16 protein-coding genes are annotated in these 15,746 nt (G+C 46.5%); 12 read left to right on the top strand and 4 right to left on the bottom strand.

What is annotated here, in order from left to right; all coding sequences use genetic code 11:
* Positions 1-16: 16 nt before the first annotated feature.
* Positions 17-1,285 (bottom strand): HlyC/CorC family transporter, encoded by a 1,269-nt coding sequence (locus P3C17_RS02950; protein ID WP_300928024.1) that lies wholly within the window; start codon positions 1,283-1,285, stop codon positions 17-19.
* A 92-nt stretch (positions 1,286-1,377) separates the two neighbouring features.
* Complete coding sequence (ccsA, locus tag P3C17_RS02955) at positions 1,378-2,187, bottom strand: cytochrome c biogenesis protein CcsA (RefSeq protein ID WP_300928025.1); 810 nt, start codon at positions 2,185-2,187, stop codon at positions 1,378-1,380.
* Positions 2,188-2,354: 167 nt separating this feature from the next.
* On the opposite strand from ccsA, the gene ffh reads away from it, so the two are divergent.
* The 7 genes from ffh (at position 2,355) to P3C17_RS02990 (ending at position 8,006) form a co-directional block, all read left to right on the top strand.
* Positions 2,355-3,722: a signal recognition particle protein gene (gene ffh / locus P3C17_RS02960; protein ID WP_300928026.1), complete on the top strand. Its 1,368-nt coding sequence runs from the start codon at positions 2,355-2,357 to the stop codon at positions 3,720-3,722.
* Between the two features lie 167 nt (positions 3,723-3,889).
* Positions 3,890-4,141, top strand: coding sequence for a 30S ribosomal protein S16 (gene rpsP, locus P3C17_RS02965; RefSeq protein ID WP_008898077.1), 252 nt, complete (start codon positions 3,890-3,892; stop codon positions 4,139-4,141).
* Positions 4,142-4,173: 32 nt separating this feature from the next.
* A complete protein-coding gene (gene rimM / locus P3C17_RS02970) occupies positions 4,174-4,701 on the top strand; it encodes a ribosome maturation factor RimM (protein ID WP_053423261.1) in 528 nt (175 codons plus the stop codon).
* A gap of 17 nt (positions 4,702-4,718) precedes the next feature.
* Positions 4,719-5,477, top strand: coding sequence for a tRNA (guanosine(37)-N1)-methyltransferase TrmD (gene trmD / locus P3C17_RS02975; protein WP_040554621.1), 759 nt, complete (start codon positions 4,719-4,721; stop codon positions 5,475-5,477).
* A gap of 22 nt (positions 5,478-5,499) precedes the next feature.
* Positions 5,500-5,859 (top strand): 50S ribosomal protein L19, encoded by a 360-nt coding sequence (gene rplS, locus P3C17_RS02980; RefSeq protein WP_008898080.1) that lies wholly within the window; start codon positions 5,500-5,502, stop codon positions 5,857-5,859.
* A gap of 203 nt (positions 5,860-6,062) precedes the next feature.
* Positions 6,063-6,665 (top strand): DNA-J related domain-containing protein, encoded by a 603-nt coding sequence (locus tag P3C17_RS02985; protein ID WP_300928027.1) that lies wholly within the window; start codon positions 6,063-6,065, stop codon positions 6,663-6,665.
* Positions 6,666-6,779: 114 nt separating this feature from the next.
* Positions 6,780-8,006, top strand: coding sequence for a threonine/serine exporter family protein (locus tag P3C17_RS02990; protein WP_300928028.1), 1,227 nt, complete (start codon positions 6,780-6,782; stop codon positions 8,004-8,006).
* A 230-nt stretch (positions 8,007-8,236) separates the two neighbouring features.
* Here the strand turns inward: P3C17_RS02990 and P3C17_RS02995 are convergent, their stop codons facing one another.
* Positions 8,237-8,815, bottom strand: a complete 579-nt coding sequence (locus P3C17_RS02995) for a response regulator (RefSeq protein ID WP_233078679.1) — start codon at positions 8,813-8,815, stop codon at positions 8,237-8,239.
* Positions 8,816-8,918: 103 nt separating this feature from the next.
* Positions 8,919-9,269 carry a DUF3135 domain-containing protein gene (locus P3C17_RS03000; RefSeq protein WP_300928029.1) on the bottom strand — a complete coding sequence of 117 codons (351 nt, stop codon included), beginning with the start codon at positions 9,267-9,269 and terminating at the stop codon, positions 8,919-8,921.
* A gap of 348 nt (positions 9,270-9,617) precedes the next feature.
* On the opposite strand from P3C17_RS03000, the gene P3C17_RS03005 reads away from it, so the two are divergent.
* From P3C17_RS03005 to P3C17_RS03025, 5 genes are all read left to right on the top strand, one after another.
* Complete coding sequence (locus P3C17_RS03005; RefSeq protein ID WP_300928030.1) at positions 9,618-10,700, top strand: 3-deoxy-7-phosphoheptulonate synthase; 1,083 nt, start codon at positions 9,618-9,620, stop codon at positions 10,698-10,700.
* A gap of 9 nt (positions 10,701-10,709) precedes the next feature.
* On the top strand, positions 10,710-11,852 hold the full coding sequence (gene tyrA / locus P3C17_RS03010; RefSeq protein ID WP_300928031.1) for a bifunctional chorismate mutase/prephenate dehydrogenase: 1,143 nt from the start codon (positions 10,710-10,712) through the stop codon (positions 11,850-11,852).
* Between the two features lie 237 nt (positions 11,853-12,089).
* Entirely contained in the window at positions 12,090-12,788 is a 699-nt protein-coding gene (mtgA, locus tag P3C17_RS03015) for a monofunctional biosynthetic peptidoglycan transglycosylase (RefSeq protein WP_300928032.1), read from the top strand.
* A 134-nt stretch (positions 12,789-12,922) separates the two neighbouring features.
* Complete coding sequence (locus tag P3C17_RS03020; RefSeq protein ID WP_300928033.1) at positions 12,923-13,132, top strand: hypothetical protein; 210 nt, start codon at positions 12,923-12,925, stop codon at positions 13,130-13,132.
* Positions 13,133-13,438: 306 nt separating this feature from the next.
* On the top strand, positions 13,439-15,706 hold the full coding sequence (locus tag P3C17_RS03025) for an arginine/lysine/ornithine decarboxylase (protein ID WP_300928034.1): 2,268 nt from the start codon (positions 13,439-13,441) through the stop codon (positions 15,704-15,706).
* Positions 15,707-15,746: the final 40 nt, after the last annotated feature.

The following is a 15,746-nucleotide window of genomic DNA, read 5'->3' on the forward strand; positions in this document are numbered from 1 at the left end:
GGGCGCCCTTTTGCTTTTATGCTTTTTGCAAATGCGGCATTAACCGCACTGTTTTAATCATATTATCCTGCACTTCGATAATCTCCATTGGGCACCCTGCCAGAGTCAAACCTAAACTGGCTTCAGGGATCTCTTCCAGATACTCAAGCACCAGACCATTTAATGTTTTAGGCCCATCCGTTGGGAAATTCAGTTGCATATCCCGGTTTAAATCCCGTAAGTTGATACCCCCATCGACCAGGAAGCTACCGTCAGGCTGAGGCTGAATTTCCTCGCTCTGGTGATCTGTGATATCAGTCGTGAAATTACCTACCACTTCTTCGAGTATATCTTCCAACGTCACCAGGCCCTGAATATCACCGTATTCGTCGACTACCAGACCTATACGCTCTTTGGAGCTTTGAAACTTATGCAGCTGGGTATTGAGTGGGGTGTTTTCCGGAATAAAATAAATTTCCCGCACTGAACGTAATAAAGATGCTTTGTTCAGTTGTTCTTTTAAAGCCAGACGGGCCAGATCACGGCTGTGAATAAAACCTAATGCATCGTCCACGCTGTCGCGATACAACAAAATGCGGTTATGCTGACTGTTAGACAACTGACGAACAATGTCTTTCCACTCGTCGTTGATATCAATGCCCACCAACTCGTTGCGTGGGATCATAATATCTTCCACTGTGGCTTTTTCTAAATCCAGCACGCCAACCAGCATACTTTGGTTGTGCTCCGGGATCAGAGCGCCAGCTTCATACACTACAGTGCGTAATTCTTCGCTGCTTAAGCTGTTGCCATGATGTTGCTCAGCACTGACGCCAAGCCAGCCCAACAGGGTGTTACAGATTTTGTTCAGTAACCAGACCACAGGATAAAGCAGTTTCATCAGAGGTTTGAGGACAACCGAACTTGGAAACGCAACTTTTTCCGGGTGCAAAGCCGCCAGAGTTTTTGGCGTCACTTCACCAAAAATAAGAATAATCAGGGTAAGAGCTATGCCCGCTATAAGGATACCGTAATCACCATATAGCCTCATACCTATCAGTGTCGCAATAGATGATGCGGCCACATTTACCAGATTGTTACCGACCAGAATTAAACCAATCAGCCTGTCGCGGCGTTCCAGCATAGCGGTTACACGCAAGGCAGCTTTATGCTGTTCATTGGCAAGATGTTTAAGCTTGTATGGGTTCACCGACATCATGCCGGTTTCAGAAGCTGAGAAAAATGCGGAACATAACACCAGCAGTCCCAATACAATAAAGAGGGTGCTGGTTGAGATCTCGTCCAAAAGTAGTTTACCTGTAGGGCTAATCGAAGCTATTTGATATTACGAACAGCCAATCAAGTCAAGACTTAATGGGCTATAGCGGGAAAAAGCTGTTATCCGAGCCGGTCTAACACCACTTCACGGACAAAACGGCTGCCAAAATAAGCAAGTGTCAGCAAAATGCTGCCAGTAAAGGTTAAGGCTATGGCCAGACGACCACGCCAGCCTAATTGAGCATGACCCCATAACAGCAGTACAAAGACCAGAAAAGCGATGGAACTCAGTATATTTTTATGCAGGTTTTGCGCTGCCAGCCAATTGTCAGTAAAAGCGGCACCACTGAATAAAGTTAACCCCAGCAACAAAGTACCAAGCAGCAAAACTCTGAACTGCAGCCGCTCGACCTGAAGCAGCGGCGGCAAAAACTGATTGCCCAGCATAAAGTCTTTTTGTTTCAGTTTTTTACTGATGTAATGCACTTGCAGCGAATGCAAAGTGGCCACTATTAATAAGGTGTAAGCAACGAATGCAACTATGATGTGCATCAGCAAAATAGGACTATGCTCAAAGTGCTGCATTTGCACTTCAGCAGGCAACACTAAAACGGCTAGCTGAGTCAGAGCTGAAAAACCATAAACTATAGGTAGCAATAATACGGTTGGGGTGCGAAGTGCCGTAATAGTAATTGCAGTGCTGATCAACCAGCACACCAGCGAAATGACGTTTAGCAAGCTGAAGTTCTGACCCGCGTCGGCAAAAATAGAATCAGCCAGAAACAGCATATGGCAAACAATAGCTAACAAGGCCGCACTGAACATTAATTTATAGTTAGGGCCTTGTGGATGCACCAGACGGGACAATACCATACCGGTTGCCAGCAAATAACCAACCAACGCCACACCGGGTAACAGCTCAACTAACATAAATCAGATCCTGTTGATTCGTGAAGATTTAACATTCTATTGCAAATTACTCGCATTTGACAGCTCAAGCTCGAGGAATTGCAGTGACAGCTTCAGCTAAGATGGCGGCTGACTCCTTACTCGCTCTGGGGTATAATCCGGCCATATTGTATATCAGGTGCTAAGTTATGTTTGAAAACCTGTCGGACCGCCTAACCAAAACGCTGAAGAACATCAGTGGTCGTGGTCGTTTAACTGAAGATAATATCAAGGAAACCTTACGTGAAGTACGGATGGCTTTATTAGAAGCCGACGTTGCTTTGCCTGTGGTGCGTGACTTTGTTAATCAGGTCAAAGAGCGTTCTGTTGGCATTGAAGTCAGCAAAAGTCTGACACCTGGTCAGGAATTCCTGAAAATCGTCCGCAAAGCCTTAGAAGATGCGATGGGCGAAGCCAACGAAGAGCTGGCACTCAATGTTCAGCCGCCAGCCGTTGTTTTAATGGCGGGTTTACAAGGTGCGGGTAAAACCACCTCTGTGGCTAAACTGGCGAAATTCTTAAAAGATCGCAAAAAGAAAAAAGTATTAGTGGTCTCTGCGGATATCTATCGTCCGGCTGCTATTAAACAGTTAGAAACGCTGGCTAAAGAAGTCGGCGTAGAGTTTTTTCCAAGCGATGTCAGTCAGAAACCTATCGATATAGTGAACGCTGCTATAGCGCATGCCCGCTTACAAATTTTTGATGTGCTGCTCGTCGATACCGCAGGTCGTCTGCATGTTGATGAAGAAATGATGGGCGAAATTAAAGCTCTGCATGCAGCGGTCAAACCTGTCGAAACTTTGTTTGTGGTCGATGCCATGACAGGTCAGGATGCGGCCAATACGGCTAAAGCTTTTAATGAAGCTTTGCCTTTAACTGGTGTGATCCTGACGAAAGCCGATGGTGATGCCCGTGGTGGTGCTGCTTTATCTATTCGTCATATCACAGGCAAGCCGATTAAGTTTATCGGTATGGGCGAAAAAATTGATGCCTTAGAGCCGTTCCATCCGGATCGTATTGCCTCCCGTATTCTGGGCATGGGCGATGTGATGAGCCTGATTGAGCAAATCGAGCAGAAGGTCGACAAAGAACAAGCTGCTAAAGTCGCTGCCAAAGTGATGAAAGGGCAGGGCTTTAGTTTAGAAGACTTCCGTGACCAGCTCGTGCAGATGCGTGGTATGGGCGGCATGATGTCGATGCTGGACAAACTACCAGGTATGAAAAACTTACCTGCTGGTGCTATGGATCAGATGGGCAATAAGCAGTTCAATAAAATGGAAGCCATTATTAATTCCATGACGAAAAAAGAACGTTTATTTCCTGATTTGATTAAAGGCTCACGCAAAAAACGTATCGCTGCAGGTTCAGGTACTCAGGTACAGGATGTGAACCAGTTGCTGAAACAATTTACCCAAATGCAAAAAATGATGAAGCAGATGTCGGGTAAAGGCGGCTTAATGAAGATGATGCGTGGCATGGGCGGTAAGTTACCACCTGGCCTGTTACCTCCACGTTAAGTCCAATTCCAGCCTGCCGTCAGTGGGTTTTGGTAAAAGCTGAAATATGCGGCCAAAGCCCGAAAAACCTTGCAATGCAGGCAAAAATCCGTACAATTCACCGACCCCACGGTCTGACCGCGGGGTTTGTTATTTTTTTAAATCCTGAACGATTATTAGAGGACGGTATGGTAACTATTCGTTTACAACGTGGTGGCGCGAAAAAGCGTCCATTTTACCAAGTTGTGGTAGCGGACAGCCGTTTTGCCCGTGATGGCCGCTTCATTGAGCGCGTGGGTTTTTTCAACCCAATCGCTAGCGGTACTGAAGAGCAAACGCGTATTGACTTAGAGCGTATCAACCACTGGGTATCGCAAGGCGCTTCTTTAAGCGACCGCGTTGCTTCATTGGTGAAAGCTGCTAAGAAAACTGCTGCTTAATAGCTAAAATAAATAAAGGTCGGAGTTTCACCTTGAACGGTAAAGATTTAGTTGTCTTAGGTAAGTTTGGCGCTGTTTACGGCATCAACGGGTGGCTAAAAGTAAACTCCTATACCGATATCCCGGAAGGGATTTTTGATTACACACCCTGGCAAATTCAAGTGCAGGGTAACTGGCGTCAAATGCAAATCTCCGGTAAAAAACGGCATGGCAACGGCCTTATCGTAAAACTGGCAGACGTGGCTGACCGCGACCAGGCTCAACTCTACGTAAATGCGGATATCGCAGTAGAGCGTTCTGCATTACCCCAGCTTGCTGAGGGTGATTTCTATTGGCGTGACCTGATGGGCATGGCAGTAGTGAACGAGGCTGGTTATCACTTAGGTGAAGTGGTCGACATGATGGAAACTGGCTCAAACGACGTTCTCGTTGTGAAAGCCAATAAATCCGATGCATTTGGCAAGACGGAGCGTTTACTCCCTTTCCTGACTGACTCTGTCATTAAGGAAGTGAATAACGCTGAAAGACGTATCTTAGTAGACTGGGATCCGGACTTTTAATGTCGCAGCAAGCTGGTTTGTGGGTTGGGGTTATTACTCTGTTCCCGCAAATGTTTGATGCTATTACAAAGTTTGGTGTAACAAGCCGTGCTGTAAAGCAAGGGTTGTTGCAGGTGGAGTGCTGGAATCCGCGGGATTATACTTCGGATAAACACAATACCGTCGATGATCGCCCTTTTGGTGGTGGTCCCGGAATGTTGATGATGGTGCAGCCGCTGACCGACGCTATTCGCGCCGCCAAGCAAGCTGCCGGAGGAAATGTACATACGGTGTATTTGTCGCCGCAAGGCCGCAAATTAGACCAAAAAGGTGTACAGGAACTTTCACGTTACCCGAAACTGCTGTTAGTGGCAGGCCGTTACGAAGGCATTGATGAACGCGTAATTGAAACCGAAATTGACGAAGAATGGTCAATTGGGGATTACGTGCTGAGTGGAGGCGAGTTGCCTGCGATGACGCTGATTGATGCGGTATCGCGACTAGTACCTGGCGTACTGGGGCACGAAGAGTCGGCAGAACAGGATTCGTTTGCAACTGGTTTGTTAGACTGCCCACACTACACCAGACCTGCGGTGTTAGCAGACAAAGAGGTTCCACCGGTGTTGCTGAGTGGACACCATGAAAATATACGACGCTGGCGTCTGAAACAGGCTCTTGGTAGAACCTGGTTAAGACGGCCGGATATGTTAAATGCCCTGGCTCTGACTAAGGAGCAACGCAAATTACTGGATGAATTCCAATTGGAACACCAGGCGTTGCAGCAACACGATAGTTAATTCCAGGTAAAGTGAGATTGTTATGAGCAAAGTTAGCCAAAACATTATCAAGCAACTTGAAGACGAACAGTTAAAAACTGACGTGCCAGCATTTGGCCCAGGTGACACTGTAGTTGTTCAGGTTAAAGTGAAAGAAGGTGACAAAACCCGTCTGCAGGCTTACGAAGGCGTAGTTATCGCCAAACGTAACCGTGGTCTGCATTCAGCTTTCACAGTTCGTAAAATTTCCAACGGCGAAGGTGTTGAGCGTGTATTCCAGACGCACAGCCCTATGATTGACAGCATTACGCTGAAACGCCGTGGCGCAGTCCGCCGTGCCAAGCTTTACTACTTACGCGATCGTTCAGGTAAATCAGCGCGTATCCGCGAAAAGCTTAACTAAGCGACTGGAAAGGCTGACCTTGTGTCAGCCTTTTTTTATTCGCAGCCATCCCTGGCGCTCACCCTTTGGGCCAATGCTTCGCATTGTTAAAAATTGATCCTGACAATTTTTTATTCGCAGCCATCCTTGGCGCTCACCCTTTGGGTCAATGCTTCGCATTGTTAAAAATTGATCCTGACAATTTTTTGGTCTGTAATGTGACTATGCATACCGAACTGCAAGCCGATTTAGTTACCGCACTCGAAGCTTTCCTGTTGTCCAGACAAGGAGAGATCAGCGAGCAGGAATTGCTGCACCAATTAAAAGCCTTTTTTCCTGAACCCCGCACTCTCGCTGTCGACTCTTTGTTATTCCAGCAACACTTTATTCTTTATCATCATTTATTTGTACTGCAGGCGCAGTGGCAGCAGGAACAGGTAGCCTTATTGCATATTGGTTACGCCAAAGTGATGGTTTATACCGTCACGGCACTGCCTGATAATGCGTTGGCGTTGTGGCAAGAGCAGCAGGAGAAAGCGGCTTATTATCTGGATTGGCAAAATATGCGGGCTATGACGGATGATAAATTGCAGGCTGTTTTGAATGAGTTTTGGAAAAAAATGGCGTTGTATCGGCAAAATAAAGCGCTCGATACAGGCCTGCTGCAACAAAAGTGGCAGTTAACCCCACCCTATTCTGTGGCTCAGATTAAAAAAATCTACCGACAGCAGGCGCTGCGTTTACACCCTGATAAAGGCGGAGATGCCGCCGCTTTTCAGCTGTTGCAGCAGGAATACCAATGGTTGCTGGCTGAACTTTCTTTGTAAACAGCATAGCTAACTTAGCGTTTATCAATCACTTAGCAATATCCTCTTCTATCCTTACTTTATAAAGCCCACTACAATAGCTGTATTGTGTTGCAACGCGACAAGGACCCTCAAGTGGATTCCGCCAGTTTTATTGAAAAACGCCGTTTTATCGTCAAGCTTGGCAAAATGCTGCATAAGTTTGGTACCCCTGCTTATCGTTTGGAGGCGCACTTACAGGAAGTGGCACAGTTGCTGAAAATTGGCGGCTCTTTTGCTATTACGCCTACAGTGCTGACTTTTGTGCTGTGGATCCCAGGTGATGAAAATGAATATACTCATGTTGCACGAGTCTTACCCGGCGAACTGGATTTAGGCTCCTTATCGTACACAGACGAGCTGGTGGATGCGCTTGCCAGCAGCAAGCTGACCTTGCAGGATGTGGATCAACGTCTTGATCAAATAGCAGCTGCGCCGAACCCTTATTCCCGTTGGGCGACATTAGCTGCTTTTGGTGCCGCAGGCGGTGCTTTTGCCATGTTAATGCGGGCCAGCTGGCACGATGTATTCTGGGCAACAGTGCTGAGTCTTATTGTGTATTTGTTTGTGCTCTGGTCTGTGAGGTCGCGTCGCGTGGCTCATATGCTGGAGCCTTTAGTTGCTTTAGTCTCTGCGTCACTGGCCACAGCTGTGGCTGTCTATATTGACCCGATGATCAATGTGCCCTTGGTGATATTGTCTTCCATCATTGTATTTATTCCTGGTTTAGCTTTAACCCTTGGATTAGCTGAGCTGGCGGCCCGTCACTTGGTATCAGGTACTGCCCGGGTGATGGATGCAGTCATGCTGTTGTTTAAGTTGTATTTTGGTGCATTTTTAGGTGTTGCTTTAGGGCAAGTATTATTTGGCCAAATTCCGCCACAAATTGCACCTTCAGTGCCGCAGTGGACCAGTTGGCTGGCTGTCTCGATTTTATGTGGCAGCTTAGTGGTGGTATTTAAAGCCAGGCTGAAGCATGCACTGTGGGGCTTGCTCTCAGGTTTTATTGCCTATGCCGCCAGCTTAATAGGCGCCTATTATCTGGGATTAGCATTAGGAGCTTTTGTTGGTGCTTTCGCTGTGGGTTTATACGGCAACTTATTTAACCGACTGATGAATGCACCTGCCAGCATCGTCTCTTTACAAGGCATGATAGTACTGGTGCCTGGCAGTAAAACTTATATGGGTTTAAATGCTTTTGTTTCAGGGCAACAGATGGTATCCACTGAGCAATTAGGTCAGCAAACCTTTCTGATTTTTATGTCGCTGGTGGCAGGCTTTATTTTTGCCAACGTGGCATTGCCACCGAGGAAGGCGTTGTAGAAAATTCGATTTTCACTCACATCGTCCATGATGCTCGCCTTCGGCAGCTGAAGCTGTGAAAAACGGCTATCTTGCCGTTTTTTTTAACATTGGAGCGAAGCGACGATGGCCCGTCAGGGCGAAGCCAATAAAAGCATTGCCAACAGTTTGGCAATGCTCGGGTGAGCGCCAGTGGCTCTGCCCGCTGGCCGGAACATTTTGCAGGACAGCAAAATGTAAAAAAGCTGCGATTAACGCAGCTCTTGTAGTAACTTCTCTAAGCGGTCTTTTAAGTCGCTGAACAGCAGTGGTTTGCGCATCAGTTGGACTGAATCCGGTAAACCGCCACCAGAGGCAATTTCTGCATCTGTTAAAGCAGTCACCACAATAATTTTCATATTCTCGTGGCGAGGAGATAACTTCAGTTCACGGATCATCTGAAAACCATCCAGTTCAGGCATTTGCAAATCTGAGATCAGAATTTGTGGTGCCCATTCGCCGATTTTTAATAAACCAGCTATACCGTTGGTAACTGATTGCAAACTGATAGGTAAACCCCAGGATTCAATTTGCAGACTATAAAGTTGTTTGAGTAACTCATCATCTTCCGCCAAGAGAATGCGAACTGAATTATCAACAGGTTGAGTTTGATTTTTCAGCAGAAGGCGTTCGACAGAAGATTGAGTGACGCGACGATGACCACCAGGAGTTTTCCAGGCGTCCAGAGCACCTTTCTCCACCCATAACTGCACGGTGCGTAAAGAAACACCAAGTAAATCAGCAGCTTGTTGAGTCGACAATAAAGGTTCTGTGTGCTTACTTTTGTTCATACGGGGCTAATGGGTATCATATTTTGTATTTTTATCAATTCTAGACGAGAACACAGGTCGCTGTCACTTTATTTTTTGTGATTTTAAACCGCTTTTTTTTCACTTATCGCTCCTGACTCTTTGACCTGAAAGGCAAAATGGTAGCACAAGGCTTTTTCGGCGGTTTTTGCGGCGCGCATAACTGCTCCAGGGCATCCTGCATCCGGCTCATTTCTGACAACATGAGTTGATAGGCTCTGGTTAGCCGGACCAGAGGCGCTTTATATCTTAACTGTTCTGACTGCAGCCTGAACAAGGTTTGTTGAATAGCTTTTTTCCCTTTGTCATCACTTTGTGCATCGATCAGTTCTTGATTTAATTTTTTCTGTAGTTCATCCAGCGCAGCCGGATTTTGTTTTGCCATGCTAAGCAGTTCATCAAAAGCGGGCAGTGGTGAATAAGGGGGCGCAGCCATACGCAAGCCTGTACAGAGTTTGAGTGGACTATGTTTTAGTGTAGACCATCCAATTCAGAGCGTTGTTCCTGTGATTTTAATACTCGCAACAGGTAGAAACCTGAACTATTGTGCCCATCGTTCTAGGGTGTAACTCTAAGTGTACGATTGGCTTTTTGTCATATTTTCCATAATTATCTTTATTTGTTTGGCTTTAATGGTTGACTTGTGGGCCTTTGGTTTTTAATATGCCTGAATTCGTAATTAATTAAATACGTGTTGTAAATATAAGTTTACTGGTGTTCTGCTTGCATTTATCAAGTAAAAACCGGCGCTTTGGCAACGCATGATGCAAACAGGAACATTTAAATGAGCAAGATTGTTGACGATTTACGTATAGTCTCGGAGCAGCTATTAAGCCCGCCAGCGGTATTGAAGCAGGCTTTACCTTTATCCGGTGCAGGTTCTGACTTTATTCAGAAATCCCGCCAGGAGATTGCAGATATAGTGCATGGTCGCGATCCGCGTTTACTGGTGATCACTGGTCCTTGCTCTATTCATGACCCTGTGTCGGCTATGGATTACGCCCGTCGCCTGAAACAGCTGCAACTGCAATACAAAGATACGTTGTACATTGTGATGCGGGTGTACTTTGAAAAACCCCGCACTACAGTCGGCTGGAAAGGTTTTATCAACGATCCTCATCTGGATGACTCTTTTGATCTGGAAACAGGCTTAACCAAAGGGCGTCGTTTACTGTTGGATTTAGTGGAGATGGAATTACCTGCGGCAACTGAAGCTTTGGATCCAATCAGCCCACAGTACCTGTCTGATTTAATCAGTTGGGCAGCCGTAGGTGCCCGTACTGTGGAATCACAAACTCACCGTGAAATGGCCAGCGGCTTGTCGATGCCTGTTGGTTTTAAAAATGGCACGGACGGTAATTTAAATATTGCACTTAATGCGCTGCAATCAGCTGCCAGTGGCCACAGCTTTATTGGTATCAACCAAAAAGGTCAGGTTTCTCTGGTGCAAACCGCAGGTAACCCAGACGGTCATGTTATTTTACGGGGTGGCACTAAACCTAACTATGACGAAGACAGCGTGCAAGCTGCTTTAGCTGCGCTGCGTAAACATGGGTTGCCAGAAGGTTTGGTGATTGACTGCAGTCATGGCAATTCCAGTAAAGATCACAACAGACAAGGTATTGTGGCTCAGTCAGTGATTGAACAGCGTATCAACGGCAATAAAGCTATTATAGGCATTATGCTTGAGAGCCATATTCATGCTGGCCGTCAGGATTTAGTGGATGGTAAAGCAGAACTCTATGGCGTGTCTGTGACGGACGCCTGTATCGACTGGGCAAGTACAGCCGGATTATTGGCTGGCCTGGATCAACAGCTGTCGTCCCAAAGATCGTCAGAACAATCATCACGTGAAGTTGCAGCCTGAGAACAGCAAATGAATGATGTAGAAGTTCAAGACCCAATGGCTGCTCTGCTGCCGCTGCGTCAGCAAATCGATCAGTTGGATAGCCAACTGGTCGAGTTATTGGCCAAAAGAGCCGCAGTAACGGCAGAAGTAGGGCGGGTGAAGCAGCACTATGCTTTGCCTTTGTATGTGCCAGAACGTGAGCAAGCCTTAATTAAAGCCCGTCGTCAGCAAGCGGAAGATGCAGGGGTTTCTGCTGATCTGATTGAGGATGTATTACGTCGTGTGATGCGTGAGTCTTATCAGACTCAGGAAGCAGGTTTTGTTTGCTGCCGTAACACCGGTGATAAAGTGGTGGTAGTGGGTGGCGCAGGTGCTTTGGGCAAACGTTTTGTCAGTTTATTTCAGCGCTCTGGTTATCTGGTTGAAGTGCTGGAGCAACGCAACTGGCATCAGGCTAAAGATTTGGTGCAGGGCGCGGCTTTAGTGCTTATTGCAGTGCCCATAGCTGTCACTGAACAGGTGATAACGCAATTGCCTGAATTGGATGCCGATACTGTACTGGCCGATTTAACCAGCACCAAAACCGGGCCTCTGAGCGCTATGCTGGCGAAACACAGTGGTGCTGTTGTTGGGTTACATCCTATGTTTGGCCCTGATATCAGCAATATAGCCAAACAAGTCGTAGTGCTTAGCCATGGCCGTGATGCTGAAAAGTATCAGTGGCTCGTTCAGCAATTCAAAGTATGGGGCGCTGTACTGACAGAAAAATCTGCGCAGCAGCATGATGAACTGATGCAGCTGATTCAGGCAATGCGCCATTTCAGTTCTTTAGTCTACGGCGTGCATCTGGCAGAAGAGCAGGCAGATTTAAAGCAGTTGCTGGAGTTGAGCTCACCTATTTACCGGCTGGAGCTGGCGATGGTAGGCCGCTTGTTTGCGCAAAATGCTGAGCTGTATGCCGACATTATGTTGTCTTCCAGCGCTGTCACTGGTTTATTGCAGCGGTATCAGCACAGGTTTAATCAACTATCGCACTTGCTCGCTGCGCGGGACAAAGCAGGTTTAATGGCCGAGTTTGCCAAAGGTCAGCAGTTTTTTGGACCCTTAGCCGAACAATTCTTACAGGAAAGCCGTCGTCTGTTGCAAAAAGCGTCGGATGAACGCAGTTAAAGTGTCGTGTTCCCCCAAATGATTCCACCTATATACCCAAAGCAATTGGAGTTGCAGTGCGGCGACCAGTGAGCGAGACCCCATGAGCATAGATACACTATGCGATTGGGGCGAGTAGCGCCGCCAACAATGCTGCGACTTCAAGTGTGAAAGGTATACAGTAACTAATGCTGGCTCATTTTGTTATGTCGCTTTACACTCAAATTCCAATAATGCTGACACTTATCTGGAAAGTCTTTGATTTCACTTTGGTTTGGTAAATTTCTAAAGCTTATTAAATACCTGATTGTTCTGGCTTTAAGCTTGGTGCTTATCTTTGCTTTTGTGCCAGTCCCTGTCACTGGAGTGATGATAGAGCGGCAAATTCAGGCGTTGTGGAATAATCATAAAAGTTATGAATTGCAGCATGACTGGGTGCCTTTTGAGCAAATTTCTGCCGCTATGAAACAAGCTGTAGTGGCTGCTGAAGATCAAAAGTTTCCGGAACATTACGGCTTTGATACTCAAGCTATCGAAAAAGCTTTGGAGTACAACAGCAGAGGCCAGAAAGTGCGTGGTGCTTCCACCATCAGTCAGCAAACAGCAAAAAATGTATTTTTATGGACGGGGCGCAGCTGGTTTCGCAAAGGACTGGAGCTGGTGTTTACCGGTCTGATTGAATTAGTTTGGGGTAAAGAACGTATTTTAGAAGTGTATTTAAACAGCGTGGAGTTTGGCCCTGGGGTATTTGGGGTGGAGGCCGCCGCACAGAAGTTTTTCAAGCGGCCAGCCAGTAAGTTGAGTCGTCATCAGGCGGCCTTGTTGGCAGCTGTGTTACCTAATCCGCTGCGTTTTAAAGTACAGTCCCCATCGCCTTATATGTATAAACGCCAGCAATGGATTTTAAAGCAAATGGGACAGTTGGCTCCTATTGAACAACGTTTAGCTGATAATTAAACAAGTGTGACTTTTTTATGACTCAGGTATGACTGTTCGATGAAGATTTCTGATTTTTAACGCTTTTTCGATGCAAACTTTGCTCAGGCTGTTTAGGATCCGGCGCAACTGAAGAGTTGAAGCGGAGTTTAATCATGGGCAAAAGAACATCTGAATTTATGCGCTCTGTGCATATAAAAACTATCCGGGCCGGTTTGTTGCAAGGTGAAACTATAGAGCAAGCAGAACAACATTTACGTTTTGTTGGCGTTTGCGAAGAGGAGCTGGCGGATTTGCTGCTTGAAGCTGGTTACAGCCCTGATCAACATGCTAACCAAGTCTCTTCAGAGCACTGCGGAATTTGAGCTGCAGTTTCCCATTGAGCACATATAAAAATGCAAAAAAGCAGGGACTGCATGCAGTCCCTGAATCGCAAGGTATAGAACAGGAATAGAGCTGCGTCTTGCTGCAGCCATGGCTAAGATGGCCAAAACTTGTGTCAGTTCTGTGACAATTTCTAATCCACCCCCTGTGAATACGTATTCAAGTTGTGATTTCAGCTCAAATTCGGCTGATTTACGATTTTTCTGCAGGAAAAACAGGTCGGATTAGAGGAATTTTCTGCAAAATAAAGTATTCTTTGCGCACTTTTAATCGGCTTGGGGTACTCCATGCGTTTTTACTTTCCTCTGATCATCATTGATGAAGATTTCAGAACCGAAAATACCAGTGGTTCAGGTATTCGTGAACTGGCTGCAGCCATTGAAGCTGAAGGCATGGATGTAGTGGGGTACACCAGCTATGGTGACCTGACCTCTTTTGCTCAGCAACAAAGCCGGGCCGCTGGTTTTATTTTGTCTATTGATGACGAAGAATTTGGTGGTGGCTCTGCAGAAGACAGCCATTCCGTACTGGCAAACTTAAAAGGTTTTGTCGATAAAATCCGTCATCGCAATCCGGACATTCCAATTTATCTGTATGGTGAAACCCGTACTTCACGCCATATTCCTAATGCTATTTTGCGTGAGTTGCATGGTTTTATTCATATGCACGAAGACACGCCGGAGTTTGTGGCGCGGCATATTATCCGTGAGGCGAAAAGCTATTTAGATACGCTGGCTCCACCGTTTTTCCGTGCTTTAACCAACTACGCACAGGACGGTTCCTACTCATGGCACTGCCCTGGACACTCAGGTGGTGTGGCCTTTTTAAAATCGCCTGTAGGTCAGATGTTCCACCAGTTCTTTGGTGAAAACATGCTACGTGCAGACGTCTGTAATGCGGTTGATGAATTGGGGCAGTTATTGGATCACACAGGTCCAGTGGCGGCGTCTGAGCGTAATGCGGCTCGTATTTTTAACGCCGACCATTTATTTTTTGTGACTAACGGCACTTCAACCTCCAACAAAATTGTCTGGAACTCCACTGTAGCGCCGGGTGATATCGTAGTGGTTGACCGTAACTGCCATAAATCTATTTTGCACGCCATTATGATGACGGGCGCTGTACCGGTATTTTTAATGCCAACGCGCAACCACTACGGCATTATTGGTCCTATTCCTCGTAGCGAGTTTGAACCTGCCACTATCCGTAAGAAGATGATGGCAAACCCATTTTGCCGGGAAAAACTGGAACAAAATCCAGATGTGAAACCACGGGTTCTGACTATTACTCAGTCGACTTATGATGGCGTCTTGTATAACGTCGAAGAAATTAAATCCATGCTCGACGGCGAAATTGAAACTCTGCACTTTGATGAAGCCTGGTTACCTCACGCTGCTTTCCACGACTTCTATGGCGATTACCATGCGATAGGTGAAGGCCGTCCGCGTTGCGAAACTTCGATGGTGTTCTCGACTCAGTCGACGCACAAACTGCTGGCCGGTATCTCACAAGCTTCGCAAATTCTGGTGCAGGACGCCAAGCAGAACAAGCTGGATCAGCATTTGTTTAACGAAGCCTACCTGATGCATACCTCTACCAGCCCACAGTACGCCATTATTGCCTCCTGTGACGTGGCTGCGGCCATGATGGAAGCGCCAGGTGGCACAGCCTTAGTGGAAGAGTCACTGGACGAAGCACTGGAATTCCGCCGTGCTATGCGTAAAGTCGACGACGAATACGGTGATGATTGGTGGTTTAAAGTCTGGGGACCGGATGATTTAACTGACGAAGGTTTGGATCACCGCGACGCCTGGATGTTAAAAGCGGGCGAAAGCTGGCATGGTTTCGGTGATATTGCCGAAGGTTTTAACCTGCTTGACCCAATCAAAGCGACTATTTTAACGCCAGGACTGAACGTAGACGGCGACTTTGATGATTCAGGTATTCCAGCTGCTATCGTGGCTAAGTACTTGTCTGAGCACGGTGTCGTCATCGAAAAAACTGGTTTGTATTCGTTCTTCATTATGTTCACCATCGGTATTACCAAAGGCCGCTGGAATACTATGGTGACAGCGCTGCAGCAGTTTAAAGACGATTACGATAAAAATGCGCCATTGTGGCGCGTGTTACCTGAGTTTATCGCCAAGTACCCTCAATACGAGCGTATTGGTTTAAAAGACTTATGTGATCAAATTCACCAAATTTACCGTGAAAACAACGTCGCGAAGATGACCACTGAGATGTATTTATCTGAGTTGGTACCAGCGATGAAACCATCCAAAGCCTTTGCTGCTATGGCACATAAAGAACTGGACAGGGTGCCACTGGATAACCTGATAGGCCGCATTACTGCTGTGATGTTAACGCCTTATCCACCAGGTATCCCACTGTTGGTGCCGGGTGAAGTGTTCAACACTATTATTGTGGATTACCTGAAATTCGCCCGCGAGTTTAACGGCCGCTTCCCAGGCTTTGAGACTTATATTCACGGTCTGGTTTGTGAAGAGCGTAATGGTAAAAAAGAGTACTTTGTTGACTGCGTAAAAGCTCAATAAGTTACAGGGTCAGAGCCTTGGCTCTGACCCTCACATTGAA

Source organism: Rheinheimera sp. 1928-s, assembly GCF_029269265.1.
In the GTDB taxonomy this organism is placed as follows: Bacteria; Pseudomonadota; Gammaproteobacteria; order Enterobacterales; family Alteromonadaceae; genus Pararheinheimera.